This is a genomic window from Prosthecobacter gellanilyticus (assembly GCF_007992435.1).
Classification (GTDB): Bacteria; Verrucomicrobiota; Verrucomicrobiia; order Verrucomicrobiales; family Verrucomicrobiaceae; genus Prosthecobacter; species Prosthecobacter gellanilyticus.
Genome location: NZ_BKAG01000012.1, coordinates 153,103 through 177,737 on the forward strand (window position 1 = coordinate 153,103; position 24,635 = coordinate 177,737).

Sequence of the window (24,635 nt, forward strand, 5' to 3'; positions counted from 1 at the left end):
ACTCAAGAGAGTCGTGGTCACCAGGGATACGCCTCTTTCAGATCGCACGCAGCACCGAAATCAGATGTCGCATTTCATCATCCACATCTGCGGGAGAATCCACGGTCTCGCCAATCTCCGCACGCACGACTTCACGGTAGCGCTGCCGCAGGCGATACACGGCCACCTTGAGAGCACCCTCTGACATGCCGAGCTGTTGGGCCAATTCTTCCCTGGCCTGCTCGACCCCGCTCAAGGTGCCTTTGAGGACATCAAAGGCTGCTTCATTCTTCTTCGCCGCGAATTCACCGCGCAGACGCTTCATGGCGCGCTCCAGCACATCCATCGCCCAGCGCCGGTCATACAGTGCCTCCGCATCACAGTGATCTCTGGGCTCGAGCTCGTAGCGCGTTTCCGCGCCCAGCGCATCCCATTCCAGCACCGGCACTCCGCCGCCGCGTTTAAGCGCATTCGCCCGATGAAACTCATTCGTCAGAAAGTGCTTCAAGGCACCCAGCAGATAGGAACGAAACCGGCCGCGCCTTGGATCAGCGGCCGTGGCCCCGGCTTCCAGAAGGGAGGTGAAGAACGCCTGCGTGAGATCCTGCGCATCATGCGGCGCGTGGCCGTGCCGTCTCACAAAGGCATACAGCGGATACCAGTAATCTCGGCAAAGGTTCGACAAGGCTTCATGCGCCTTCACCCCGTCTCCCGCATGCTGAGCGGCCAGCACCACACTCCAACGTGTGGTCTGGAACTCACGCGCGCCGGGAGCGATGGAGTCGTTCATGGCCTCATTCAACACCACGAACGGGAGAGTCGTCAACGAATGTCAGCTTTCGGTCAATTCAACCCGCCATGCCTCCCCTCAACGAACCGCAAAGGCAGCCTTGATCTGGGCGGACTGGCCTTTGCCCGGCTGATCGTCGATCGGCCAGTTCGTTTGATGGTTGTTGATAGCTTCGCGCGGCTTCTCCAACGTCTTGAATGTCAACGGCGTCACGATCCAGGTCACCTTGTAGTCTCCCGTGGGTAGTTTTCCCAAATTCACGGCACTGACCTCATGAAAGGTGAAGGTCTTGAAGTAAGTTCCCTGCCAGATGGCCTCATGCATGGTCACGATGAACTCGTTCCCTTTTCTCTCAATTTTCTCGACCCAGACACGGTCATTGTCATCAAGCTGGCGAGTGCGGAAGAGCAGCCAGTTCTCCTCATTGAGTGTGGTTCCCGCCGTTTTTCCAGCCTGCTCATCCATCCATTCATCCAATGGCATTTCCTGCGGTTTCTTATTGAGGGGTGGCACATGAAGCAGAGCGGTGCCGACATGACCGCCGGGATATCCACCCACATGGGGCGTCGGCAGTTCCTTTTCACCGATGGCCGAGGTCACAAAAATCTTCTTCCCCCACACGATCGGCGATGACCAACCCCAGCCGGGCACGGCGACCTTCCACACCACATTTTCCGTCGCGCTCCAGGTCTCCGGTAGCGTTGCTCCCTCCCCTAGCCCATCCGAGTCTGCCCCCCGATACTGCGGCCAGTTGACAGTTTCCGCGCCACGAAGTTCATACGCCGAAGCCCAGGTGGCGGCCCAGGCCAGAAGCAGGAGAGTGCGTTTCATCAGCGGCCATGGGTGGAAGTGAAACAGAACCACCAGTGTACACGCTGCCTAACGAACCTTTCTTTCTTCCGCAAGCGGTCCGATTCGCCGTGTGCTGACCACCATTTCATCCATCCACAGCTTCTGGGCATGCGGCACCAGCCCGGGCCCGAAGTAGGGCGCCATCAAGAACTGGTCAAACTTCATGTTAGGAAAGTCTGTGGAGCGCAGGATCACGTTTGTATGCTCGATGACCAGTTTGCCGTCAAACCATCCGCGCACGACACCGTCCGCGTTTGACTTGTCGCTCTTCAGATCCAGGCTGTTGAGCCTAAACTGCGCCTCAATGCAGTGCCAGGCATCATCCGTGAAGACGGCATCCGCACTGTCATAGAACTTTCCATTGTAGCCGCCTTTGATCGGCCCCTGGGTGAGACCATGCGGAGCGTCCTTGTTTTGAATATCCTGCGCCGCGAGCCGCAGCCGACCTCCCACTGGCTCGATGTAAAGCGTCAGATGGCTCGCCGCAGGTCCCCACCACTTCCCATTCTCCGTGGTCATGAAGTGGGTGAGATGTGGGTGGTAGGTCCGCCCGCTCCATCCCCAGCCCTTGGAAAGCCGCAGGTAGTAGCGGATGAAGATCTCTTCCGTGGGCTCAAATCCATGCCTCATGGCCGATGAGCCGGAAACCCGGGCATCCGGCCCCGTCCACTCATACTCGATGCACGAACCCGACTTGCCTTCCGGCACAATGCGAATGGCGCTGTCATCATACCAGCCACGCTTGGCCACAGCAGCATCATTAAAGCTCTCCTGAAAGAGCGCGGATGAGTCCTCGGCTGCCTGTAAAACAAGACAGCTCGCCAGCAAGAAAAGGACATGAAGAGGCTTGATCATCGGAAAATCCCCAATTCAAACCTAACCAACGATGAAACACCAACCTTCTTTCAGCGCACCATCTTAGAAACCGGCCCGCTGCATGATCATGTCCAGCTGCTGCTGGAACTGCGGGATGTCACCCTTCGGCGGTTGATAGCCCTGCGGAGCACCGCCAAGGGCCAGGCGTCCGAATTGATCCAGAGACCAGTTGGCCGTCTGGCCATCGCTGAAGGTCACCTTGCCGGAGATCAGCGCACCTGGAGCGGTGATCTGGTCCGCTATGAGCGTCACCATGCCACCGGGCCCTGCTTCCGCTTCCCCCTCAGGCATGACATCATAGCCATCACCATACTCCTCAGGCCCTTCCGCTGGAACCTCGCCACCAGGAGTCTCCTCAGGGGCAGCTGGCGCCGCAGCCTCAGGCTTCGGCTGTTCGCGCGGCTTGTCCTTGATGCGCACACCCACCTCCACCATGAGCAGACGGGCTTCGAGATAAGTGAGGGCGATGCCAAGCTCGCTCTTCAAGCGTGACTGCACATCATTGAGGGTGGCGCCATCGGCGGCCCATTGTTCGACCTGGGCGAGTTGTTCCGGGGTGAGATTCGACATGAACTTTGACCTTTAACTTCGAGATACGTGGGAAGGCAGCCTGCTGGCTCAGCCCTTCATCGGCTCAGTGACGATTTTTGCCAGGGCGGCGGCTTTGTCCGCCAGCTTTTGAGTCTGCTCTTCCGTGAGGCTCTTCGCCTCCGGGCCGCCCATGAGCGGCACCAGATCGCTGAGACCTGCCTGAATCGCCTTCAGAGATTCATTGGCCTGCAGCGCCGGGCTGAGATTGCTGAGGCTGGCAGCATAGTATTCGGCAATGTCCGGACGGATGAGACGCTGCGTTTTTTCCGGCGCGTAGTTGTCTGCCACACTGCGGGTGGCGATCTCAAAGGCACGCACCCAGCCGCCAAGGCTCACGAGATGAGCGATGTCGACGTCACGAAGAGTCACCATCTCAGCCTCCACATCGGCCTGGGTCAGAGCCAGCTCGCTGCGGAGCTGGTCCCACTTGCCCTCGATGCTGTGCTCAAAGAGACTTTGGGTGTGACGATTCATGCGCTGGCCCGTGCCCAGCACTTTGGCATATTTGATGAGGGCGCGGCCCACATCTTCCATCGCTTCCACCTTCTCACACTGCACGATGAGAAAGCCATCCGCGATGAGGCTGCCCAGTCCGAGAGAGACGAGCACGCGATCCGAAGGCGTCTTGCGAGTGATCGGGCGCTTCAGCGCATCGTAGGAGAGCTTGCCCAGACCATCCAGCATCTCGAAAAGCTTGCGAATGCTGGGTGTGGTGAACTGGTTCACGCCGAACTCCTCGCGGATATGCTCGTCACCGAGCAGGTCCTCAGGGATCTTGGCCTTTCCAGCCTCCTCACCCGGCTTGGGTGGGACTGGGGGCGGCGGTGGCACGGGTGCAGGAGTCTGCGCAAGGGTGGCCATCGTCATGAAGGTGCCGATCAGGGCCGCATGGAGGGTGCGGGCGCGAAAGATGCCGGGAAGGTGCATGGTGAGTGATATTACGTCGGCATCGCGCAGATTTCCAGCGAATGCAAACGAAGCGCGGAGCCAGCCTCGGAAAGCTGCCTGAACCACACGTAGCCTCCGGATTTTTCCTTTGCAAGCCCCCGGGCTTCCTCCTATAACCTCGCTCTCCCGCGCTGCGCATCACCTGCGCGTGCTGAATCCCCCCGTTTTTTTCAACCTCTCCGCACCTCCTTATCATGGGCCAGATCTACAACAACATCGTCGAAACCGTGGGCCGCACTCCCCTGGTGAAGCTGAACAAGGTCACCGCCGGGCTGAATGCCACCGTCGCTCTGAAATGTGAGTTCTTCAACCCCCTCGGCAGCGTCAAGGACCGTATCGGCATGGCCATGATCGAAGACGCCGAGAAGCGTGGCATCCTGACCAAGGATACCGTCATTGTCGAGCCAACCAGCGGCAACACCGGCATCGCCCTCGCTTTCGTGGCCGCGGCCAAAGGCTACAAACTGATCCTGACCATGCCTGAAACCATGAGCGTGGAGCGCCGCACTCTGCTGGCCCTTCTGGGAGCCGATCTCGTGCTCACCCCTGGAGCCCAGGGCATGAAAGGCGCCATCGCCAAGGCCGAGGAGATCCTGAAGGAGACCCCGAACGCCTGGATGCCCCAGCAGTTTGAAAACCCCGCCAACCCGGCCATCCATTCGAAAACAACGGCCGAGGAGATCTGGGAAGATACCAACGGCGCCGTGGACATCCTTGTGGCCGCTGTCGGCACCGGCGGCACCATCACCGGTGTCTGCGAAGCGCTGAAGCCTCGCAAGCCAAGCTTCGAAGCCATCGCGGTGGAGCCTGAGGCTTCCCCGGTTATCAATCAGACCCTCGCCGGTGAACCTGTGCAGCCCGGCCCGCACAAGATCCAGGGCACGGGCGCTGGCTTCGTGCCGAAGAACCTTCACCTTAAGGATGCTGCCGGAAACGCCCAGATCGTGGAGTGCGTCAAGGTCGGCAATGATGAGGCCTTCGCCATGGCCCGCCGCCTCGCCAAAGAGGAAGGTCTCCTCGTCGGCATCAGCACTGGTGCCAACGTCGTCGCCGCCATCCGCGTGGCCCAGCGCCCGGAAAACGCTGGCAAGCTCATCGTCACCATCGCCTGCTCCACAGGTGAGCGTTACCTCTCCACCGCTCTCGCAGATGAGGCTCGCGCCAAGGTGGGCGCTTGATTCCCTCATTCCCGATCAACCCGGCCTAACTTCTTTTTAGATAGATCCCTCGTTTCATGTCTCACGGAGCCCCCACTCAGCCAGTCCCCGCCGCCCCTGCCCTCCCAGCCTGGGAGCAGTTTCTCGATAAGAACTTCAAAAAACTGCTCTTTATCTTCCTGGCTGCGATTGTGGTCATCTTCGTCTACGGCCTCACCCGTCACTTCAGCAATGCTGCGGCGGAGAAAGCTGGCGCGGCCTTTGCCTCGGCCAAGACGGTGGAAGACCTTGATTTGGTCATCGCCAATCACAAAGGCAGCTCCGCGGCTGGCAATGCCATGCTGAGAAAGGCTGAGCTGCTCTGGGAAGACAACAAGAAGAGCACCTCCGTGGAAGTGCTGCAGGATTTCGTGAAAACCCAGACGAGCCATCCGCTCCTCGGTCAGGCTCTCCTGGGCCTCGGCACGAAACTGGAAGCTCTGGACAAGCGTGGTGAAGCCAAGCCTGTCTTCGAGCGCGTGGTCAACGAGTTCGGCAAGACCGAGCTCGCCGCCCTCGCTGAACTCCGTCTCGGTGACATCGCCTGGGCAGAGGGCAAGGAAGACGAGGCCAAGAAGATCTACGAAGGTCTCCCCACCAAGTTTGCCGCCATCAGCGCTGACAATCCCTTCCTTCCGGAAGGCGAAGCCCGCCTTGAGTGGATCTCCGCCAAGCTTCCCACCAAGGAAGTCGACGGCCCGCCGAAGCCCAAGGTCGAAGCCCCTGCCGCACCGGTTCCCGGCGCTCCTCAGATCAAGCTGAACTCCGGTAACGGTGGTGCGCTCGCCCCGACCATCATGCCCTCCGCAGCTGGCGATGCCAATGCTCCGGTCATCAACCTGCAACCTGCTGGCGCACCGAAGCTGCCAACGCCTCCGCCTGCAGCCGCTCCCTCCATCCAGGTGACCCCGGCTCCAGCACCATCCCCTGCCCCAGCTGCACCTACGCCAGCACCGGCACCGAAGATCGAGATGAAGACCGGTGATGAAGCTCCAGCCCCAGCCCCAGCGGCTCCAGCTACCCCGGCACCGACGCCCGCACCTGCTCAAGCACCAGCCCCGGCTGCTGCACCATCGCCCGCTCCGGCACCTGCTCCTGCCACACCAGAAGCCCCAGCCAAGCCCCCTGGCTCGTAATCAGCCGGATCTTCCCACGGCCGGCCTCACCCCATCTTAACACGCCGTGCCAGACTCCTCCGCCATCGCCCGGGAAGAGCTGTTCGATGCAGCTTTTCTCGATCGCCTCCGCTCCCTGGCGCTGCGGCTGAGAAAGCGTCGCGCCCTGAGCCGCCGCGGTTCGCAGTCCACGCCCTCCACGGGTTTCACCCGTGAGTTCAAGGACTACCGGCACTACACGCCGCGTGAGGACTACCGCGCCATCGACTGGCGCCTCTATGCGCGTTTGGACAAACTCTTTGTTCGGCTTTACGAGGAGACCCAGGAGCTGAATCTGCATCTCCTGGTGGATACCAGCGGCTCCATGGCCGAGCCCTACAGCACCAAGCGAACCCAGGCGCTCCGCTTTGCCGTGGCCCTCGCCTATCTCGGCCTCGCCGGTCAGCAGCGTGTCAGCCTCTATTCGATGAGTGACACCATACGCCAGGAGCTGCCTCCACTGCGTGGCCAGGGAAACATCGAGAAGATCATCCAGACCGCCTCACGCCTGAAGTTTGGCGGCTTCACGGATCTCCAGCGCAGCTTCGCTGAGTTCCATCCCACACGCCAGCGCTACGGCGTCATCTTCGTGATCTCGGACTTCTTCGGTCGCGATGTCTCCACCGCGGCTGAATCCATCAAACGCGCCGCTGCCTGGCCTGGCGAATGCCACTTCCTGCAGATCCTCCATCCCGAGGAGCGCGTGCCCACTCTCGAAGGCGAGGTCGAGCTTGATGAAGTCGAAACCGGCGAGCGACGCCGCTTCTGGCTCACGCGACGCGATGTCCAGCGCTACACCGATACCTTCGATGCCTTCTGTGACGAGCTTTCCCGTGAGTGCGCCGCGCACCGCATCGACTTCATGCAGTGCGGTGCCGAGGAACCTTTTGAGCAGCGCTTCCTAGATCTGCTCAATCGCGGCTCCGCACTTGCTGGGGCCTGATCACGGCCCCTTTTGGTCAAACTTCATCGCCTGCAGCCACTCCGCCGCACGGGCTGACCAGCGTGTCACTGGCAGGTCCATTGGCCGCAGCCCATAGCCGTGACCGCCATGCGTGTAGATGTGCAGCTCCGCAGGCACCTTCGCATGCTTCAGCGCGGTGAAGAGCACTGTGCAGTTGTCACAGTCCACATGATCATCCTCTGCCATCACAAAGAACACCGGCGGTGTGTCTTTGCTGACCTTGATATGAGGACGCAAGGCCCCGGTCGTCTTGTCCGCAAAACCTGCCGGATAGATGAGCATCGCGAAATCAGGCCGGCATGATACCTCGTCCGTGGCATCCACCTTCGGATAAGCACGCTTCTCGCCATGCACCGTCGTCAGACCTGCTGTGGCACCGCCAGCGGAAAACCCCATGATGCCAATGCGCTTCGAGTCCAGGTTCCACTCCTTCGCGTGAGCACGCGTCAGGCTCATCGCCCTCTGGGCATCCATCAACGGGCCTAACGAACGACGTGGCGAAATGCCGGACTCATCCAGCTCATCTCCCAGCATCCCGGTCGGCACACGATACTTCACCACGATGGCCGCATACCCCAGCGAGTTCAGCCACTCCGCCACCTCCGTGCCTTCCAGATCCCAGGCCAGGATGGTGAAACCACCACCCGGACATACCAGCACCGCCGCACCATTCGCCTTCTCCTTCGCAGGCAGATACACATGCATCTGCGGCGTGCTCACATGCCCCAGTTTGATGATCCGTTTCCCGGCAATGAGCTTGTCCTCCGGCTTCGTGAGATCCCGCTCCTCTCCCTGCACCTGCGAAGCCGGCCCCGGAGGTGCCGAAGGCCAAAGACTCTGCACGAGCGGATCCGCATGAGAAAGCATCGCCATGCAGGAAAACAAAAAGAGTGTCAGCTTCATAAAGTTTGAGTTCAGGACATCTAGGTTTGGGTTCCGGACATCTGCGCCCCTCTGCGTTATCTGCGGTTAAAATTCAGCGCATCAAAACCCAGTGTTAGGGAACCAGCGACTGAAATAGTTCTCATCCAGTCGTGTCAGCGGAATCGTCAGCGGTGTCGGCGTGCCGGTCTTCGCCCAGCGCAGCAGGTCGTCCTTGCTGCCCAGCTTACCCAGCACATCAAAGACATTCCCCGGCTCACCTCCCGGCCAGCCCTTCATCACCTGCGGATCCCAGATGGAGACACCGGCATCACCCTTCAGCAGATACCCTGCGGCCTTCTGGCATAGCTCCTTCGGCTTGTCCGTCTTCCAGGCGATGACCATGGGATACACCTTCGTGTTCGTGTCCTTGGTGATGCGGCGATAGTAGTCCATGTCGATCTGGCCCGGGGTCTTCGTGAACGAGGTGTGATACGCAAACCAGGTCGTCGCGATGTCATCCACCAGCCCCTTCTGAATCCAGTTCGGCAGATCCAGGCCCCAGCGCACATTGTCCGGCTCTTTGGCAAAGGTGCCGAGCGAGATCTTATACCGCTCCGTGCGCCCCTGCTTCTTCGCCGTCTCATCCAGCAGCGCGCGCACCTCCAGCATGAAGTCCGTCATGATCGCCGCACGTGTGGCATGGATGCGTGGGTCCTCATCATCCACGGTCTTTGCATCCACGTTGTGCATCTTCTTGAAGCGCTCGCAGAAAGCATCCTCCCACAGCATCAGCGGCATCCCGCGATTGAAGACAAAGCCCACGCCTTCAGGCTGCAGTTCCAGCGTCTCACGGAAGACCTCGATCAATTGCTTCCGCACTTCCGGCACCGCATAACTCATGAAGAAGGTGGGCGTGCCGTCCTTGTCATAGCAGCGCCACTCCGGATGCGCGTAGTAGAACTTGCTGTTAAACGTCTCCTCATACGGTATGGATCCCACCCAGCCTGCGGGCCGCAGCATCACATGAAACTCTGTGCCCTGCGCCTTCGCCGCATCACGCGCCACCTTCAGCGGATTGATCCCCTTCTTGAACATGTTCTCGAGTGACTTCGTGTAGATCGAATACGCCCCCGTGGGGAAGTCCACCGTGCCCTCGCCTGCATAGGTGCCGACCTTGCTCGGATAGCAGACGAGATCACTGCCCGTCACCTGGAACCACCACTTGCCGATGTCTGTGTTTTCATAGCCGCGAAACTCCTCCGCCAGTTCCTCCGCTGTCGTCGGATTGAACGGCCAAATCCAGCTGTGCCCGTCAAAGGTGGCGATGGAGGTGCGGTGCTTCGATTTCTCCTGGCTACGCTTCACCTCGGCCTCTGTCATGGGCACCAGCTTCACGTAGCACACTGTCGCAGGCAGGCCCCGCATGGGCGCGATCTCCAGCGACTGCCCCTTCAACTCCGCCACCGTCACAAAGCATTCTTGGATCACCCCGCGCCGATTCTCCATCAGCGCCAGATTGTTCGCCATGCGGCGATACACCGGCTCATCACTCAGCTTCGCCTTGATGCCATTGCCGCCGATGTTGAATCCACCTGAGGTGGTCGCCAGCCCCACATACACGCCATGCCAACCCTTCTCCGCCAAAGGCAGCTTGATCACCGGAGGATTCGTCGCGCCATAAATGGAGAGTGCCGTGCCCTTCATCTCCGCCGTGGTGAAAGGGATCATCTTCCACTTCCCTTTCTGCCGCTTGCCCGTGATCAGCGCTGACGCTGGCTCCATCTTCGAAAGGTCAGTCACCACCACAGCTTTGCCCGCTTGAGAAAGCTTGCGCGAGTCCGTCGAGAAATACTCCTCAGCGAAAAGGCTGCCGCTGAGAAGGCAAAGGGTGGTCAGGAGAAGAGCTGATCTCATCCGCACAAAACGCCGCCATTCGTCTGAGTGTTGCTTTTACCATTCGGTCTTCGCTTGCCAGACGAAAGCCCCACGCTTCCAGTGACCTCACATGCGCATCCTCCACACCGCTGACTGGCACCTCGGCGCTCGACTCGTCGAGCGTGACCGCCTGTCCGAGCATGAGCGCTTCACCGACTGGATCATCGAGACGCTGCAGACCGAGAAGATCGATGCCCTCCTCATCAGTGGCGATGTCTTTGATGCCGCCAATCCGCCGCTGGATGCCGTCGCGCTCTACTTTGATTTCCTCAAGCGCCTCGCCGACCTCAAGACCGTGAAGGCCGTGATCACCGGCGGCAATCACGACTCCGCCTCGCATCTCAACGCCCCACGCGAACTCCTCCGCCGCTTCGAGGTCCATGTCTTTGGTCATGCTGGAAACAACATTGTCGATCTCGGCGGAGCCGTTGTCGCCGCCGTCCCCTTCCTTCGCGAACGCGATCTCCGCCAAGCCGGCAGTGGTGAGTCTCTCATCACTGTCCATGAGCAGATCCGCGCAGCCATCCACGATCACTACACCGCCCAGCTCAGCGCCTGCCGAGAAATCGCCAAGGCTCGCCCCATCATCGCCATGGGTCATCTCACCGCCCTTGGTGCCACCACCACGGACAGCGAGCGCGACATTCACATCGGCAATCTCGGTGCTGTCGGGGCCGATGTCTTCGCAGGTTTTGATTATACCGCGTTAGGCCATCTGCATCGTCCGCAGAAAGTCGGCGGTCAGGAAACCGTGCGCTACAGCGGCTCCCCCATCGCCCTCAGCTTCTCCGAAGCCGCCGACACCAAGTCCGTCGTCATCATCGACACTCAAGACCTCATTGATAAGTCACCAGACTCCCAGCCCCCAACCTCATCTCTGCGGTCTTCTAATCTCTGCGGTGTAACCCTTCTTCCCATTCCCGTCACACGCGCTCTCGTCCGCGTCAAAGCCAACCGCGAAACCCTCGCCGCCGATCTCGCGAGCGTCCCCGCCGATGCCTGGGCCGAAGTCACCGTCAAACTCGACGCCCCCGAACCCGACCTCGACCGCCAAGTCCGCGAAGCCGTCTCCGGACGCTTCGATGTCTTAAAGGTCCTCGCCGACCTCCCCGCCACCGAACTCACCCCCTGGCAGCCCATCACCCCCACCCTCAGCGAACTCCAACCCCGCGACGTCTTCCGCGAACTCCTCAAAGAAAAGCAGATCGAGGATGAAGAACTCAGCGCGGTGTTTGATGAGCTGCTGGCGATCAGAGAGGTGGAAGTCACTCATTAGGCTCTCCGAATGAAACAAGCTTCCACTATAGTTCTATTCGTCCTGGTCGCAGCAACTGCGTTGCTTGCCTACGTCGACGGCAGATTCTTTTTTCCGCTGAGAATTCTTCCCTCAGCCCTCGTCGGAGGATTGATCTACCTGCTCTTCCTCGGCTATTATGTGATCAAGTCTTTCTCCAAGGACTCCCGCTCACTAGTGCGGGTAAAAAGATGTCTCTTCGCGGGGCTATCCTTCCTTGTGATCAGTCTCCCCAATTTTGTGGACGATGGCTACTATGAGATGGGATTGAGAGACCATGTGAAAAGCTTGTTCTCCCCGAAACTGATTGCCGATGTGAAGCAGAGAGTGCGGGCTTTTGCCGAGATCCCTGAAAATGCGCAAAGACGTGAACCGAGAAGTCCGGGTGCAGAGGATCTTCCAAGTGAAGTTGCAGCTTCGGCCTGGGGATTTCCTGGTCACGTGTCTTATACCATCCAAGGACCTGAGGAGCCTCTGACGATTTCACTCACGTGGGGCGGCGGACTTATAGGACACCATGGCCTCCTCATTACAAATGAGGAGATTCCATCCAAAGGCTATCCGAGCCACGGCGGCGACGATAATGACGAAGCCCACGATTTTGAACGATTCAACCCGTTTGAACGATACTACCCGTTAGGCGAAGGTGCTTATATCTTCATCGACGAAAACTGACCCATCATGCGCCTACTCGCCGTTCGCCTCCAAAACCTCAACTCCCTCAGCGGCACGCATGAGGTGCGGTTTGATGTGGAGCCGCTGAACTCGGCGGGAGTGTTCTTGATCGCAGGTCCGACAGGCGCAGGAAAATCGACGTTGCTCGATGCCATCACGCTGGCGCTCTATGGACGCGCCGCGCGTTATGGGAATGACAAGGCGGAGGAGATGATGAGCCGCCACACCGCCGAGTGTTTTGCCGAGGTGGACTTTGAAGCCAATGGCGAAAAGCTCCGCGCCATCTGGCGCATGCGCCGTGCTCGCGGCAAGGCCGATGGCAAACTGCAGCCCGTGGAGCGTCGCTTGGCGAAAGTCGACACCGGAGACATTCTCGCCGAGAAAGCGGGCGAGATCGACCGGCTCATTGAAGAGAAGACCGGGCTCGATGCTCAGCGTTTCATGCGCTCCGTCCTGCTCGCTCAGGGACAGTTCGCCGCCTTCTTGAAGGCCAAGCCTACCGAGCGCGCCGAGTTGCTCGAGAAGATCACCGGCACGGAGATCTATAGCGATCTCTCCGTGCTCGCCTTTGAAACCTACAAGGCCAAGGACGAAGCCGCGATGCGCCTCAAGGCCGACCTCGGTGCTGTGATCATCCTGGATGATGAAGCTCGCACACAACTGGAGTCCAAGCTCATCGAGTCTCGCGCCTCTGCCGAGCGCCTGAACGCGGAGAGCCAAAGCAGCACCCGCGAACTTCATGCAGGTCGCGAACACGCTGCCATCGTGGCTGAGATGGTTAGGCTGAATGAATCCAGCGAGCAGCTTGCCCATCGCCAGACCGAAGCCGCGAAGAAGGTCACGGAGGCCCAAGGCATCGCCGAGCAAGCGAAAATCCAACGTCAGCAGCGCGAACCCATCTGGGAGCAAGCCGCCGGCATGGCCGCTCAAAGCACCCAGCTTGAGAAGCAACTCAACGACAGCCGAGCCACCTACCAAACCTGGCTCAAGGATCAGAAGGAAGCCTCATCTCGTCGTGAGGCAGCAGAGAAGGCTCTCAGCGCACATGCGGACCTCACTCAAGCTCTTGAAGTATGGCTAAAACAAAACGCAGCCGATGAAGGCCTCGCAGACAGCCTGCCCAAATTGCGCGCTTCGGTGCGTGAATGGCGCACCGCCTTTGAAAAGCTCGCCGAAGGCCAAAAGCGCCAGACCGAAGCCTCGGCTCTGAATCAGCGTCTCACCGAATCCGAAGCCCAGACCACAAGCCTAACAAAAAAAGTATCCGATCAGACTGCCAAGACCGCCCAGGCCCGCAATGAACTGGAGAAGCTCGCCAAGGCTCTCGAAGCGCAGCGTGAGGTGAAACGGCAGGCGGAGCTGGTCGCGGGCTTTGACGAGCATCGTCACGATCTGCAACCAGGCGCCCCCTGCCCTCTTTGCGGTGCCACGGAGCATCCCTTTGCCGAGGCCAAAGCAGACTTTGAATCCCAGCTGCAGACCGCCAAAAAGCTGCTGACCTCGCTGGAGAAACAGCACGACCAGACTCAGCGCGAACTCCATGCCTCGGAGCGTGATCTCGTGAAGCTGGAAGCAGAGAGCAACGCTCAAATGAAGCGCACCGAGGAGATCCGCAAAGCTCTCGCCGAGATGGTGGTGCCAGATGTTCCCGCATTGGAAGAAGCCGAGCACACCACACGCTCTCAAGCGCATGCCGGACTACTGCCCCACTCACGAACCGGCAAGCCGCCGCACCAACCAGACCACGCCGAGCAAGAGGTCGAAGCGCTTCAAAGCCGCGCAGCCGCCTTTGCCAAGAAACAGCAGGAAGCCACCCAGAAGCAGGGCGAGAGACAGAGGATCGAATCCGACATCCAGCTCGCCAAGCAGGAGGAGATCGCCAAGACCAAGCGTCTGGAAGAATTGAAGGCCGAAGGGGTCTCTCTGCGGACCAAATCTGACGAGCTCAAGGCTTCACTCAACACTCTGTTAGGCGGCAAACTGCTTCAGGAGGATCGTCAGCAGCACGAAGCCCAAGTTTCGTCCACCGAGAAAGCGTCACGCGAAGCCGAAGCCCAGCTCAACACCCTCCAAACACAAATCGCAGGGCTCAAAGCCAAGCTAGAACAGCTCGAGCTGCGCCAGCAGCCCTATGAAGGCCAGCCCGTGCTGGGCCTGGAGGCCTTGCAGGAACTCGAAGCCAAAGCGAAGCGCCTGAACGACGAATTTGCCACCCAGCGAACGGAAGTTGGCTCCATGGAGCAGCAGATTCGCAGTGACGATGCCGCGCGCAAACGTCGCGAGGCAGGAGGCGCTGAGCTTCAAGCAGCAGAAGCCGAGGCCCTGCGCTGGGGACGACTTAAAGAGCTCATCGGCTCGGCCGATGGAGCCAAGTTCTCCCGCTTCGCGCAGTCGCTGACACTGAGGCAGTTGATCCGCCTCGCCAACGAGCACCTCTGTGTGCTTGCGGAACGCTATCGCCTCACCGCCGCGGAAGGCAGCGATCTCGACCTGCGCATTGTCGATCTCTATCAAGCCAACGCGGATCGTCCCATGGAAAGCCTTTCTGGTGGGGAGAGCTTCCTCGCCAGTCTCGCACTCGCGCTTGGCCTCAGTGAACTAGCCAGCCGACGCTATCCCATCGACTCTCTCTTCATTGATGAAGGCTTCGGCACCCTGGACTCGGGCACACTTGAGATCGCCCTGAGTGCTTTGGAAAACCTCCGCTCACGTGGCAAGACCATCGGCCTGATCTCGCATGTGGATCTGCTCAAAGAACGCCTGACCACTCAGGTGCGGGTCATTCGCAGCTCAGGCGGCAGAAGCCGCATTGAGGTGGCGGCGTGATGCACTCGCCTTGTGTTGTATCTTGACGACGCCCCTCATCGTAAGGTCTACTCAAACATTCACTATGCGCCGCTCCACCTTCCTCTGCCTGTTGGCCCTGGGCCTTTCTTCCGCACTGAATGCCGAGATCCCTCTCGATGACAGCACCATCATCGTTGGCGAGCGTGTCGGCCCCATTGAGAAAGGCATGACCTTGTTTGGCCTCAAAACCATGTTCGGCGGCGGCAAGGTGAAGTCCGTCAAAATTCCAGGTGCCGAGGGCGAGGAGATCGATGGCGTGCGCCTCTTCGGCGGCACCGACCGTGAGATCGAGATCATCTTCAATCCTGAAGGCGATGAGAAAGAGATCTGGGATGTCCGCATCATCGGCAAGGGCTGGAAGTTTGTGAACGGCCTCACCAAGAAGATGGGCATCGCCGAACTCGAGAAGGTCAACGGCAAGCCTTATCAAGTGAATGGCTTCGGTTGGGACTACGGTGGCTGGGCCAACTTTGAAGGCGGCAAGCTGGAGGGCAAGGTGTCCATCCGCTTCTCCCCTGAAGGCGACGTCGATGATTCACTCAACGGTGACAAACAGATCCCCAGCACGAACAAAAAACTGCGTGCCGCCAAAGTCTCCATGACGGACATCAGTGTGAGCCTGCGTTAAGATGCCATGCGCATCTGGGATCTTCATTGCCACCTCAGCGGAGTAGCCGGACTTACCCCGGAGGAACGGCTCGGCAGTCTAATCAAGTATGCTGACCGTGTCGGCATCGAGCGCCTGTGTGTCTACATGGGCATGAAGTGGGCGCAGGATCCCTCCGCCGATGATCTGGGGAAGCAGAATGACGATGTCTTGCGTGCTTTGGAGAAGCACAAGGACCGCGCCTTTGGCTTCGTCTATCTCAGCGCCAAGCATGTGGAGCGCAGTCTCAGCGAGCTGGAGCGCTGCGTGACGAACGGCCCTATGGTCGGCGTAAAGCTCTGGGTGGCTCAGCGCTGCAACGACCCGATGATCGATCCCATCATCAAGCGCGCCGCCGAGCTGAAGGCCGTCATTTTCCAGCACACCTGGTTCAAGACCACGGCCAATTATGCAGGCGAATCCACACCGGATGATCTCGTGGCCCTCGCGAAGCGTTTCCCGGAAGTGCCTATCATCTGCGGCCATACCGGCGGCACCTGGGAGCTCGGCATCCGCGCCATCCGTGAGCAGAAAAATTTGTTCGCGGATCTTGCCGGCAGTGACCCGACCTGGGGCATCACCGAGATGGCTGTGCGTGAGCTTGGCGCGGATCGCATCATCTATGGCAGCGACAGCGGCGGGCGCAGCTTCGCGAGCCAGCTGGCCAAGGTCCACGGCGCGCAGATCAGCGATGCCGACAAGCAGAAGATCTTCTGTGACAACCTGCGAAACATGATGCTCCCCATCCTCAAAGCGAAAGGAATCCAGGCATGAACCGAAGACTCTTCCTCACCCAAGCCGCCGCCGTCTCCGCCGCGCCTTTGCTAACCGCCGCTGACAAGCCATCCGGACTCGTCGACTGCAATCTCCACCTCGGCCCGCACCCCACACGCGCTCTGCCCGAGATCGATGAAGCCTTCCTCGCCAAGCGTGACATCACCGAAGCCTGGGCAGGTTCCTTTGAGGCCTTGCTGCATCGAGACATGGGAGCCGTGAACGAACGCCTGGTGAAGCGCTGCGCTGCATCCTCTCGTCTTAGTGCTGTTGGCAGCGTGAATCCTCGTCTTCCCGCCTGGCAGACCGACCTCCGCCTTTGCGCGGAGAAGCATCGCATGCCGATGATCCGGCTCTATCCGAATCATCACGGCTACACAGTGGCGGATGATGTCTTCGCGCAGCTTTTGACTGAGGCTACCAAGCTCAAACTGCGCGTGCAGATCGTGGCTCAACTCGAAGACCAGCGCACCCAATCCCCCTTGATGCAGGTTCCTCCTGTGGATCTCAAGCCGCTGGCCGAGGCCATGAAGAAGGTGCCGGAGTCACGCGTGATGGTGCTGAATGCGAACGCCAGCATGATCACGACAGCGCTGCGCGGATGCACGAATGTCTGGCTCGACATCGCCATGATCGAAGGGGTTGCTGGTGTTGAAAACCTACTCACCAGCTGGCCTGCCGATAAACTCTGCTTCGGCAGTCATGCGCCATTCTTTTACTGGGAGTCTGCCGCGTTGAAGATGCAGGAGTCTGTGCTGACAGAGGATCAGCAAAACGGGATTCGCTTGGGCAATGCCAGGGCCTTGCTCGGCTGAGCGATCGAAGGGAGTGCGGACACTCTTGTCCGCTTCACCATCGCTCTCCCCGGCTTGCCTTCCATTTCAGGAGAGAGCCGCAGAGAGGTGGACAAGAGTGTCCACGCTCCCCTCGCAGGCTTGCAGCCTAACTTACTTTACTCAGCGCCCTTCCGCTCATTGACCACGCGGTCCACGGAGTGCTTCGTGACGATGTTGCCCTGGCTGTCGCGGCCTTTGATCGGCAGTGCGGCGACAGGGAATTTGAGCTGCGTCTGGCGCAGATAAAGAGCTGGCTTCAGATGCACGAGGAGGTTCTGCGCATTGCTGGCCTCCTCCGTCTCATGACGGGAGAAGAAGAGCACCATGCTGCCCGGGGTTCCGCGCGTGAGCACATACTGCTTGTCACGGGTATAACCACCGATGCGGAAGCGTTTCGCCATGACCGGGCCGTTCTTGCCATCGCGGTAGATCAGCGTGTAAACCGCCTCCTCGTCCTTCTTGAAGAGGTTGATGTATTCGGGGTTCTTCCCGACGTGGAACTTCGCGGCGACCTTGGTGATCGTCACGGTGCCGTCACGCGTGAAGAAGATCACATCATCCAGGTTTGAACACTTGCAGAGAGGCTCGCCCTCTTTCTTCAGGCCCGTGCCAGCAAAGCCTTCCTTCGCGTCGAGATAGAGCGTCTCATTCGCCAGGATCACTTCCGCTGCGGCCACGCGGTCAAAGCTGCTGATCTCGGTGCGGCGCTCGCGGCCCGGACCATAGGTTTTCTTGATGCGCTCGTAATGCAGGATGGTGTAACGCGTGAGCTGCTTCAGGTTCTTCTGAACGTCCGAAATATCCTCCTCCAGGCTCTTGATGACCTCATCTGCCTCGAAGCTGTTGAACTTCGAGATGCGCTTGATCTTGATCTCGGTGAGGCGGGCCACATCCTCATTCGTGACCTCGCGCTTCAGCAGGCTCAGGTGCGGCTTCAGGCCTTTCCAGATGGCCTCGATCACGGCTTCCCAGGTCTCGCATTCTTCGATGCGGCGGTAGATGCGGTTTTCGATGAAGATCTTTTCCAGGCTGCTGAAGTGCCATTTCTCCTCCAGCTCACCAAGCTGGATCTCCAGTTCACTGCGAAGGATGTTCTTCGTGTGCTCGGCGCACTCCTTCAGCAGGTCGTTGACGTTCACAAAGCGCGGCTTGTCGTTCTGAATCACCACCGCATTCGGTGCCAGGGAAACCTCGCAATCGGTGAAGGCATAGAGCGCCTGGATGGTCTGATCCACATCGACTCCCACTGGAAGCTGGATGACGATCTCGGCATTCTCCGCCGTGTTGTCATCGACTCGGGAGATCTTGATCTTCCCCTTGTCGTTCGCGGCCACGATGCTGTCCTGAATGCTGCCCGTGGTGGTGCCAAAGGGGATCTCAGTGACGCGCAGGGTGTTCTTTTTGTCCCCCAGCTCGATCTTAGCGCGCACACGCACGCGGCCGCCTCGCAGGCCGCCATTGTAGTCCGTGGCATCCATGATGCCGCCCGTGGCAAAGTCAGGCGCCAGATTCACGTCCTCACCACGCAGCGCGGCGATGCTGGCATCACAGAGCTCGATGAAGTTATGCGGCAGGATACGGCAGCTCAGACCGACGGCGATACCTTCCACGCCCTGTGCGAGCAGCAGCGGGAACTTCACCGGCAGGGTGACAGGCTCTTTGTTACGCCCGTCATAGCTGGCGGCCCACTCCGTGACCTTTGGTGAGTAGACCACATCCAGCGCGAACTTGGAGAGGCGGGCTTCGATGTATCGCGGAGCTGCGGCGTTATCACCCGTCAGCGTGTTGCCCCAGTTCCCCTGGGTGTCGATCAGCAGGTCCTTCTGGCCGATCTGGATCATCGCATCGCCGATGCTGGCATCACCATGCGGGTGATATTTCATCGTGTTGCCCACCACGTTCGCCACCTTGTTGTAGCGACCGTCTTCCAGCTCGTCCATCGAGTGGAGAATGCGGCGCTGCACCGGCTTCAGGCCGTCATAGATGTGCGGCACGGCACGCTCCAGGATCACATAACTGGCGTATTCGAGGAACCAGTTGCTGTAATGCTCGTCCACCGGCTTCTCGACGATAGGGGCGCTATCAGCGAGGATCGGGGAGGTCTCTTGGGGCTTGGAGGATGCTTTTTTGGCCACAGGCAGGTCAGGGGCGGTCGATTTCTAGAAAAGGGGAGTGTTCCATTGCGCACTACTCACGGCCCCGTCAAGCCCGGAGACACGCTGAACAGTCATCCCCCAGGCAGAAAAAGATGGGCAGAGAGCCGAACTTCCTTTTTCCTCCTCACCAGCTCCTGAAAATAGGCCTCCTCCCTGCCCCACCATGCCAGAGCCCACCCTCCCGACCTCAGAGGCAGCTGCCTCGCTGGACTCCGCCTTGAAGAAGGCCACCCGTCGGCTCGTTCCCTTCCTGCTGCTGCTTTATGTCCTCGCCTTTCTGGACCGGGTGAATGTGGGCTTCGCCAAGGTGGCCATGATGGCGGACACCGGGCTCAGCGCGGCTGCTTATGCTTTTGGAGCCGGGCTGTTCTTCGTGGGGTATGCGCTGCTGGAGGTGCCGAGTAATCTCATCCTGCACCGGGTGGGTGCCCGGCGCTGGCTGGCGCGCATCATGGTGACCTGGGGCGTCATTTCGGCGGCGATGATGCATGCGTGGAGTGACACAGTCTTTTATGTGATGCGCCTGCTGCTCGGCGCAGCGGAGGCGGGCTTCTTCCCAGGAGTGATCCTTTATCTCACCTACTGGTTCCCGGCGGCACAGCGCGGGCGCATTCTGGGCATGTTTTACTTCGGCGCCCCGCTGGCCTTCATCTTCGGTGGCCCTGTCTCTGGCTGGCTCATGGAGATGAATGGTTGGTTAGGCCTGCGCGGCTGGCAGTGGATGTTTCTCATCGAGGGCCTGCTGGCCTCCATCGTCGGTGTCTGGGCCTATTTCTATCTCACAGACCGGCCCGCCCAAGCCGCATGGCTCCCTCCCGAAGAGCGGCAGGCACTGCAGATGGCGATGGATGCCGAGGAAGCCGAGAAGGCCGCCTCTGGTCCTCATCGCGTGGGAGATCTGCTGAGGAGTCCGGGAGTGCTGCACCTATGCCTGATCTACTTCCTGATCCAAATCAGCGTCTACGGGGTGATCTTTGCCCTGCCGAGCCAAGTGGAGAGGCTGCTCGGAAAATCCGCAGGGCTCACCGTGGGGCTCGTCACGGCCATCCCCTGGGTCTGTGCTTTGTGCGCGGCGTATGCCGTGCCGCGAGTCGTGCGCGGACAGCGGCGCAAGAAGGGAGCGGTCTGTGTATTGCTGATCGCTGCCATAGGTCTGGCTCTGGCAGGACAACCGGAAGCCGTGGTGGCTCTGGCCGCGCTCAGTGTGGCCGCAGCGGGCTTCATCTCCGTGCAGCCGGTTTTCTGGACCTTTCCCACGGAGCGCTTCAGCGGTGCCGCAGCCGCAGGTGGCATTGCGCTAATCAATTCCATCGGAAACCTCGGCGGCTTCTGCGCCCCGAGTCTTCGTGAATGGGCCGAGCGCACCTTCGAGTCCAACAGCGCAGGGTTGTGGATGCTCGCCGCATCAACCTGTCTCGCCGCCGTGGCCATGTCTCTGCTGCGCACACGGCCAGCGGCATCGCGTGCGGGCGAGGTTTCCCCGTGACAAAGGCGCGCGCTCTTTGCTAAACCATTCTGGCCGTCCGCCAATGCACCGCACCTTCTCCCTTCGCGACTACTCCATCGCCCTGTCTCTACTGGGCATCTGCGCCTTCTTTGGCATCGTGGAGCCAAAATTTCTCGACTCGCGAAACCTCTCCCTGCTGATGACCGAGCTGTCCATCACGGCCACGCTGGCCATGGGCATGCTGCTCGTCATTCTGCCGGGACACATCGACCTCTCCGTCGGCAGTGGCCTGGCCCTCCTCAGCGGCATCGCGACTGTTTTGACCACCAAAGCAGGCTTGCCGTCGCCACTCGCGCTTGGGGTGGGTCTACTGGCGGGTCTCATCATCTGGTGGGGAAAAGGCCTGCTCATCGTGAAAGAGCGGATTCCGGCCTTCATCGTCACTCTAGCGGGCTTGCTAGTGTTTCGCGGCCTGTTCTGGCTGGTCATTCAGAATCAAACCGTCCCGGTGGTGCCCGGTGGACAGACGAACCTTTACTCCCTCATCAGCACCTATTACCTGCCCTCCATGGCCGGGTATGCCGTGGCGGCTGTGATCATCGCGGTCCTTGTGTGGGCCACTTTGAAAGGCCGCCAGGAGCGCCGCTCGAATGGTTTCGAAGTCGAGGACGGCGAATCCTCCTTCATGCGAGTCTTCATCGCCTCCCAGGCGATCCTTTTGTTCGTGGTGGTCACAAATCAGTTCCGTGGCATTCCGCTTCCAGCCTTGATCTTCGCCGCCGTGGCCTTGGTGGTCTTCGTGCTCACGCAGCACACCGCCTTTGGCCGGCATCTCTATGCCATTGGTGGCAATGCCGAGGCTGCTCTTGTTTCCGGTGTTCCCGTGAGTCGCGTGGTGATCACCGCCTTTGCCATGATGGGAGGCATTGTGGCAGTCACGGGGTTCATGCTCACCTCCTACACCGGCAACTCCACCACGGATCTCGGTGAGTGGATGGAGCTCGATGCCGTCGCGGCCTGCGTGATCGGCGGAGTGAGTCTGCGTGGCGGCCGGGGGAGCGTGCTCGGCGTGCTGGCCGGTGCATTGATCATGGCCACCCTGCTCAATGGCATGACCCTCATGTCCGTCTCACCAGAGTATAAACTCGTCGTCCGCGGCAGTGTGCTGCTCGCCGCCGTGTGGATGGACATGCGTCTGGCACGACAATAAGAGTCCACAAGGCACTGGCGGTCGTCCCAGGTCTATGCCACAGGCGTAAGTCCCCTGCCCTCATGCTCCGCCTTGCCCTCAAGATGCTCTTTGGCGATACCGCCAAGTTCCTCATGCTCGTGGCGGGCATTGTCTTCGCGACCTTCCTGATGGCGCAGCAGAGCGCGGTGTTCTGCGGGCTCATGAGCTGGACCACAGCCACGCTGAAAAACGTGCCCGCGCCTCTCTGGGTGGTCGAGGCCAAGGTGGAGCAGGTGAACGAAACGAATCCGCTGCTCGATACCGATGTGGCCCGCGTGCGCAGTGTCGACAGCGTCGCCTGGGCTGCGCCCATCTACTCCAACATCCTGCGCGCGCGCCTGGCCAACGGCAGCTTCAAGATCATCCAGATGATCGGCATTGATGCGACCACGTTTGCCGGCGCCCCCGTGAAGATCAAGGAGGGCAACATCCATGACCTCCGCCTTCCCCACGCCGTGATCATCGATGACCTCGCCGTGAAACGCCTCGCCGAAGTGCGCGGCAAAGAGGTGAAGCTCGGCGACACTTTTGAAATCAATGACCAGGAAGCCCGCGTCGTCGGCATTGCCGATACCGTGCAGAGCTTCACGGGAGGTCCCTATGTCTGGACCACCTATGAGCGCGCGCTGCAGTATGCTCCGCCACAGCGCAAGATGCTCTCCGCCGTCATCGCTGCGCCGCGAGAAGGCATCAGCGAATCTCAATGCGCTCAGGACATTGCCAAGGAGACAGGCTTGAAAGCCTATCTCAACCGCGGCTTTGCTTTTGGCGATGATCAGGACTTCAACACCTCCACCGTCTGGTGGTATGTGCGCAATACCGGCATCCCCTTCTCCTTTGGCATCACCGTTGCCATCGGTTTCATTGTCGGCATCGCCATCTCCAGCCAGACCTTCTACAGCTTCGTGCTGGAGCACATGAAGCACCTCGGCGCGCTAAAAGCCATGGGAGCCTCCACCTGGACTCTTTGCCTCATGCTGCTCACCCAGGCCTTCACCGTCGGCTTTATTGGTTATGGCATCGGCCTCTTTTGCACGGCTATGTTCGCTTTCCCGGCGCTGAAGAACGAGCAGCCGCCCTTCTACATGCCTGAACTCGTCCCGCCCATCGTCTTCGGCGTCATCCTCTTCATCTGCGGTCTCTCCGCGCTGCTTGGTATCTGGCGTGTCGCACGGTTGGAACCCGCGATGGTTTTCCGCGGCTAGTCTCTTTGTTTTACAATGCCTGACACTCCTGCCAAAACACCTCACGCCCTTGCTGCACGTCTGCGCAACGTGAACAAGTCCTTTGGCGATGGTGGCTCGCGGTTGCAGGTGTTGAAGAGCATTGATCTCGATGTGCGCTGTGGAGACATCACCATGCTGGTGGGGCCTTCGGGATGTGGAAAGACGACGCTCCTCAGCATCATCGCGGGCACCTTGGGCGTGGATCCAGGCTCAGGTGAAGTGAAGGTGTTTGACCAGGATCTGCTGAAGATGAGCAGCCGGCAGAACACCAAGTTCCGGTCGACCTCCATTGGCTTCATCTTCCAGGCTTTCAATCTGATCCCGACGCTGACCTGCACGGAGAATGTCAGCGTGCCGCTGCTCATTCAGGGGAAGAGCACCCGCCATGCAGAGAAGCGGGCACGAGAGGTGCTGGATCAAGTGGGCCTGGGTGATCGCATGAAGCACCGGCCTACTCAACTTTCAGGCGGCCAGCAGCAGCGCGTGGCCATCGCCCGCGCGCTGGTGCATGAGCCGAGGCTCATCATCTGTGATGAACCTACGGCGGCGCTGGATGCGAAGAACGGCACGCTGGTCATGGAGCTGTTTGAAAAGGTGGCGCGCAGTCCGGATCGCGCCGTGCTCATCGTCACGCATGACAACCGCATTTTCTCTCATGCGGACCGTATCGCCGCCATGGATGATGGGAAGATCGTCGAGGTGCATGATGTGACCGGAACGAATCCACTGCCAGAACATTTGCGGCATCACGAGTGAGATCAGGGGCCGTCAAAGATCGGTAGATCCGAAGACGGTGGATCAATGCTCGCAGCGCCCTTTTTATGCGGAAGTCCGGCTGCTTTGCGTCGACGTGCCTCAGCAAAGAATTCCTTGAGAATGCCCACGCATTCATCATTCAAGATGCCGGGTGTGATCTCGCAGCGATGATTGAGATTCGGGGCCTGGAGCAGATTCCAGAAACCACCTGCCGCGCCGCCTTTGACATCGGGGCAACCAAAGATCACCCGGCGCACCCGGCAGTGCACGATGGCTCCTGCACACATGGGACAGGGCTCCTTGGTCACATAGAGATCACACTCAGAAAGGCGCCAGTCTTCCATGGCACTCTGTGCCTGGGTGAGAGCGAGCATCTCGGCATGCGCCGTGGCATCCTTCAGCGTCTCCACCTGGTTCCAGGAGCGGGCGATGACACGCTGCTCATGCACAATGACCGCGCCGATGGGCACTTCGTCCAGCCGCGCTGCCTTGCGGGCAAGACGCAGGGCCTCACGCATGAAGTGATCATCAGAGGTGATGATCAGGGACGGCTCGGACTCGGGGGAAAGATCACTCATTCCGTCATGCTTCGGGCAGG

General features: G+C 59.9%; 22 protein-coding genes. 13 read left to right on the forward strand and 9 right to left on the reverse strand.

The annotated features are described in order from the left end of the window. Positions 1–37 precede the first annotated feature (37 nt). The 5 genes from BGE01nite_RS10650 to BGE01nite_RS10670 form a co-directional block, all read right to left on the reverse strand. Positions 38–769: an RNA polymerase sigma factor gene (locus tag BGE01nite_RS10650; RefSeq protein ID WP_218032954.1), complete on the reverse strand. Its 732-nt coding sequence runs from the start codon at positions 767–769 to the stop codon at positions 38–40. 78 nt (positions 770–847) lie between these two features. Further along, the gene (locus BGE01nite_RS10655) at positions 848–1,600 is read right to left on the reverse strand and encodes a hypothetical protein (protein ID WP_146850430.1); all 753 of its coding nucleotides are present in this window, start codon (positions 1,598–1,600) and stop codon (positions 848–850) included. 48 nt (positions 1,601–1,648) lie between these two features. Next, complete coding sequence (locus tag BGE01nite_RS10660; protein ID WP_146850431.1) at positions 1,649–2,476, reverse strand: polysaccharide lyase family protein; 828 nt, start codon at positions 2,474–2,476, stop codon at positions 1,649–1,651. 63 nt (positions 2,477–2,539) lie between these two features. Beyond that, positions 2,540–3,067 (reverse strand): hypothetical protein, encoded by a 528-nt coding sequence (locus BGE01nite_RS10665; protein WP_146850432.1) that lies wholly within the window; start codon positions 3,065–3,067, stop codon positions 2,540–2,542. A 48-nt stretch (positions 3,068–3,115) separates the two neighbouring features. Further along, positions 3,116–4,015, reverse strand: a complete 900-nt coding sequence (locus tag BGE01nite_RS10670) for a hypothetical protein (protein WP_146850433.1) — start codon at positions 4,013–4,015, stop codon at positions 3,116–3,118. Positions 4,016–4,230: 215 nt separating this feature from the next. Here BGE01nite_RS10670 and cysK point away from each other — a divergent pair, with 215 nt between their 5' ends. From cysK to BGE01nite_RS10685, 3 genes are read left to right on the forward strand one after another with little or no spacing between them, the layout of a single operon-like run. Next, on the forward strand, positions 4,231–5,214 hold the full coding sequence (cysK, locus tag BGE01nite_RS10675; protein WP_146850434.1) for a cysteine synthase A: 984 nt from the start codon (positions 4,231–4,233) through the stop codon (positions 5,212–5,214). A gap of 56 nt (positions 5,215–5,270) precedes the next feature. Continuing rightward, a complete protein-coding gene (locus tag BGE01nite_RS29280; RefSeq protein ID WP_176601358.1) occupies positions 5,271–6,368 on the forward strand; it encodes a tetratricopeptide repeat protein in 1,098 nt (365 codons plus the stop codon). A 46-nt stretch (positions 6,369–6,414) separates the two neighbouring features. Further along, entirely contained in the window at positions 6,415–7,329 is a 915-nt protein-coding gene (locus BGE01nite_RS10685) for a DUF58 domain-containing protein (protein ID WP_146850435.1), read from the forward strand. On the opposite strand, the gene BGE01nite_RS10690 is transcribed toward BGE01nite_RS10685, so the two are convergent. Continuing rightward, positions 7,330–8,253, reverse strand: coding sequence for an alpha/beta hydrolase (locus BGE01nite_RS10690; protein WP_146850436.1), 924 nt, complete (start codon positions 8,251–8,253; stop codon positions 7,330–7,332). 81 nt (positions 8,254–8,334) lie between these two features. Further along, positions 8,335–10,128 carry a glycoside hydrolase family protein gene (locus BGE01nite_RS10695; protein ID WP_146850437.1) on the reverse strand — a complete coding sequence of 598 codons (1,794 nt, stop codon included), beginning with the start codon at positions 10,126–10,128 and terminating at the stop codon, positions 8,335–8,337. A 91-nt stretch (positions 10,129–10,219) separates the two neighbouring features. On the opposite strand from BGE01nite_RS10695, the gene BGE01nite_RS10700 reads away from it, so the two are divergent. The 6 genes from BGE01nite_RS10700 to BGE01nite_RS10725 all read left to right on the forward strand — a co-directional run bounded on the left by BGE01nite_RS10700 (position 10,220) and on the right by BGE01nite_RS10725 (position 17,200). Continuing rightward, entirely contained in the window at positions 10,220–11,425 is a 1,206-nt protein-coding gene (locus tag BGE01nite_RS10700) for an exonuclease SbcCD subunit D C-terminal domain-containing protein (protein ID WP_146850438.1), read from the forward strand. A 9-nt stretch (positions 11,426–11,434) separates the two neighbouring features. Continuing rightward, on the forward strand, positions 11,435–12,118 hold the full coding sequence (locus tag BGE01nite_RS10705) for a hypothetical protein (RefSeq protein ID WP_146850439.1): 684 nt from the start codon (positions 11,435–11,437) through the stop codon (positions 12,116–12,118). 6 nt (positions 12,119–12,124) lie between these two features. Beyond that, entirely contained in the window at positions 12,125–14,944 is a 2,820-nt protein-coding gene (locus BGE01nite_RS10710) for an AAA family ATPase (protein WP_146850440.1), read from the forward strand. Positions 14,945–15,008: 64 nt separating this feature from the next. After that, positions 15,009–15,593 (forward strand): hypothetical protein, encoded by a 585-nt coding sequence (locus tag BGE01nite_RS10715; RefSeq protein ID WP_146850441.1) that lies wholly within the window; start codon positions 15,009–15,011, stop codon positions 15,591–15,593. A 6-nt stretch (positions 15,594–15,599) separates the two neighbouring features. Beyond that, complete coding sequence (locus tag BGE01nite_RS10720; RefSeq protein WP_146850442.1) at positions 15,600–16,385, forward strand: amidohydrolase family protein; 786 nt, start codon at positions 15,600–15,602, stop codon at positions 16,383–16,385. Beyond that, positions 16,382–17,200 (forward strand): amidohydrolase family protein, encoded by an 819-nt coding sequence (locus BGE01nite_RS10725; protein WP_146850443.1) that lies wholly within the window; start codon positions 16,382–16,384, stop codon positions 17,198–17,200. Before BGE01nite_RS10720 ends, BGE01nite_RS10725 begins: the two co-directional genes overlap by 4 nt. 137 nt (positions 17,201–17,337) lie before the next feature. Here the strand turns inward: BGE01nite_RS10725 and BGE01nite_RS10730 are convergent, their stop codons facing one another. Continuing rightward, positions 17,338–19,278 (reverse strand): DNA gyrase/topoisomerase IV subunit A, encoded by a 1,941-nt coding sequence (locus tag BGE01nite_RS10730; RefSeq protein WP_343203737.1) that lies wholly within the window; start codon positions 19,276–19,278, stop codon positions 17,338–17,340. 262 nt (positions 19,279–19,540) lie between these two features. Here BGE01nite_RS10730 and BGE01nite_RS10735 point away from each other — a divergent pair, with 262 nt between their 5' ends. The 4 genes from BGE01nite_RS10735 to BGE01nite_RS10750 all read left to right on the forward strand — a co-directional run bounded on the left by BGE01nite_RS10735 (position 19,541) and on the right by BGE01nite_RS10750 (position 24,037). Further along, the gene (locus BGE01nite_RS10735; RefSeq protein WP_146850444.1) at positions 19,541–20,863 is read left to right on the forward strand and encodes an MFS transporter; all 1,323 of its coding nucleotides are present in this window, start codon (positions 19,541–19,543) and stop codon (positions 20,861–20,863) included. 43 nt (positions 20,864–20,906) lie between these two features. Next, positions 20,907–22,034 carry a sugar ABC transporter permease gene (locus BGE01nite_RS10740; RefSeq protein WP_146850445.1) on the forward strand — a complete coding sequence of 376 codons (1,128 nt, stop codon included), beginning with the start codon at positions 20,907–20,909 and terminating at the stop codon, positions 22,032–22,034. Positions 22,035–22,096: 62 nt separating this feature from the next. After that, on the forward strand, positions 22,097–23,260 hold the full coding sequence (locus BGE01nite_RS10745; RefSeq protein ID WP_146850446.1) for an ABC transporter permease: 1,164 nt from the start codon (positions 22,097–22,099) through the stop codon (positions 23,258–23,260). A gap of 15 nt (positions 23,261–23,275) precedes the next feature. Further along, the gene (locus tag BGE01nite_RS10750; protein WP_146850447.1) at positions 23,276–24,037 is read left to right on the forward strand and encodes an ABC transporter ATP-binding protein; all 762 of its coding nucleotides are present in this window, start codon (positions 23,276–23,278) and stop codon (positions 24,035–24,037) included. Positions 24,038–24,039: 2 nt separating this feature from the next. Here the strand turns inward: BGE01nite_RS10750 and tadA are convergent, their stop codons facing one another. Further along, positions 24,040–24,615 carry a tRNA adenosine(34) deaminase TadA gene (tadA, locus tag BGE01nite_RS10755; protein WP_146850448.1) on the reverse strand — a complete coding sequence of 192 codons (576 nt, stop codon included), beginning with the start codon at positions 24,613–24,615 and terminating at the stop codon, positions 24,040–24,042. Positions 24,616–24,635: the final 20 nt, after the last annotated feature.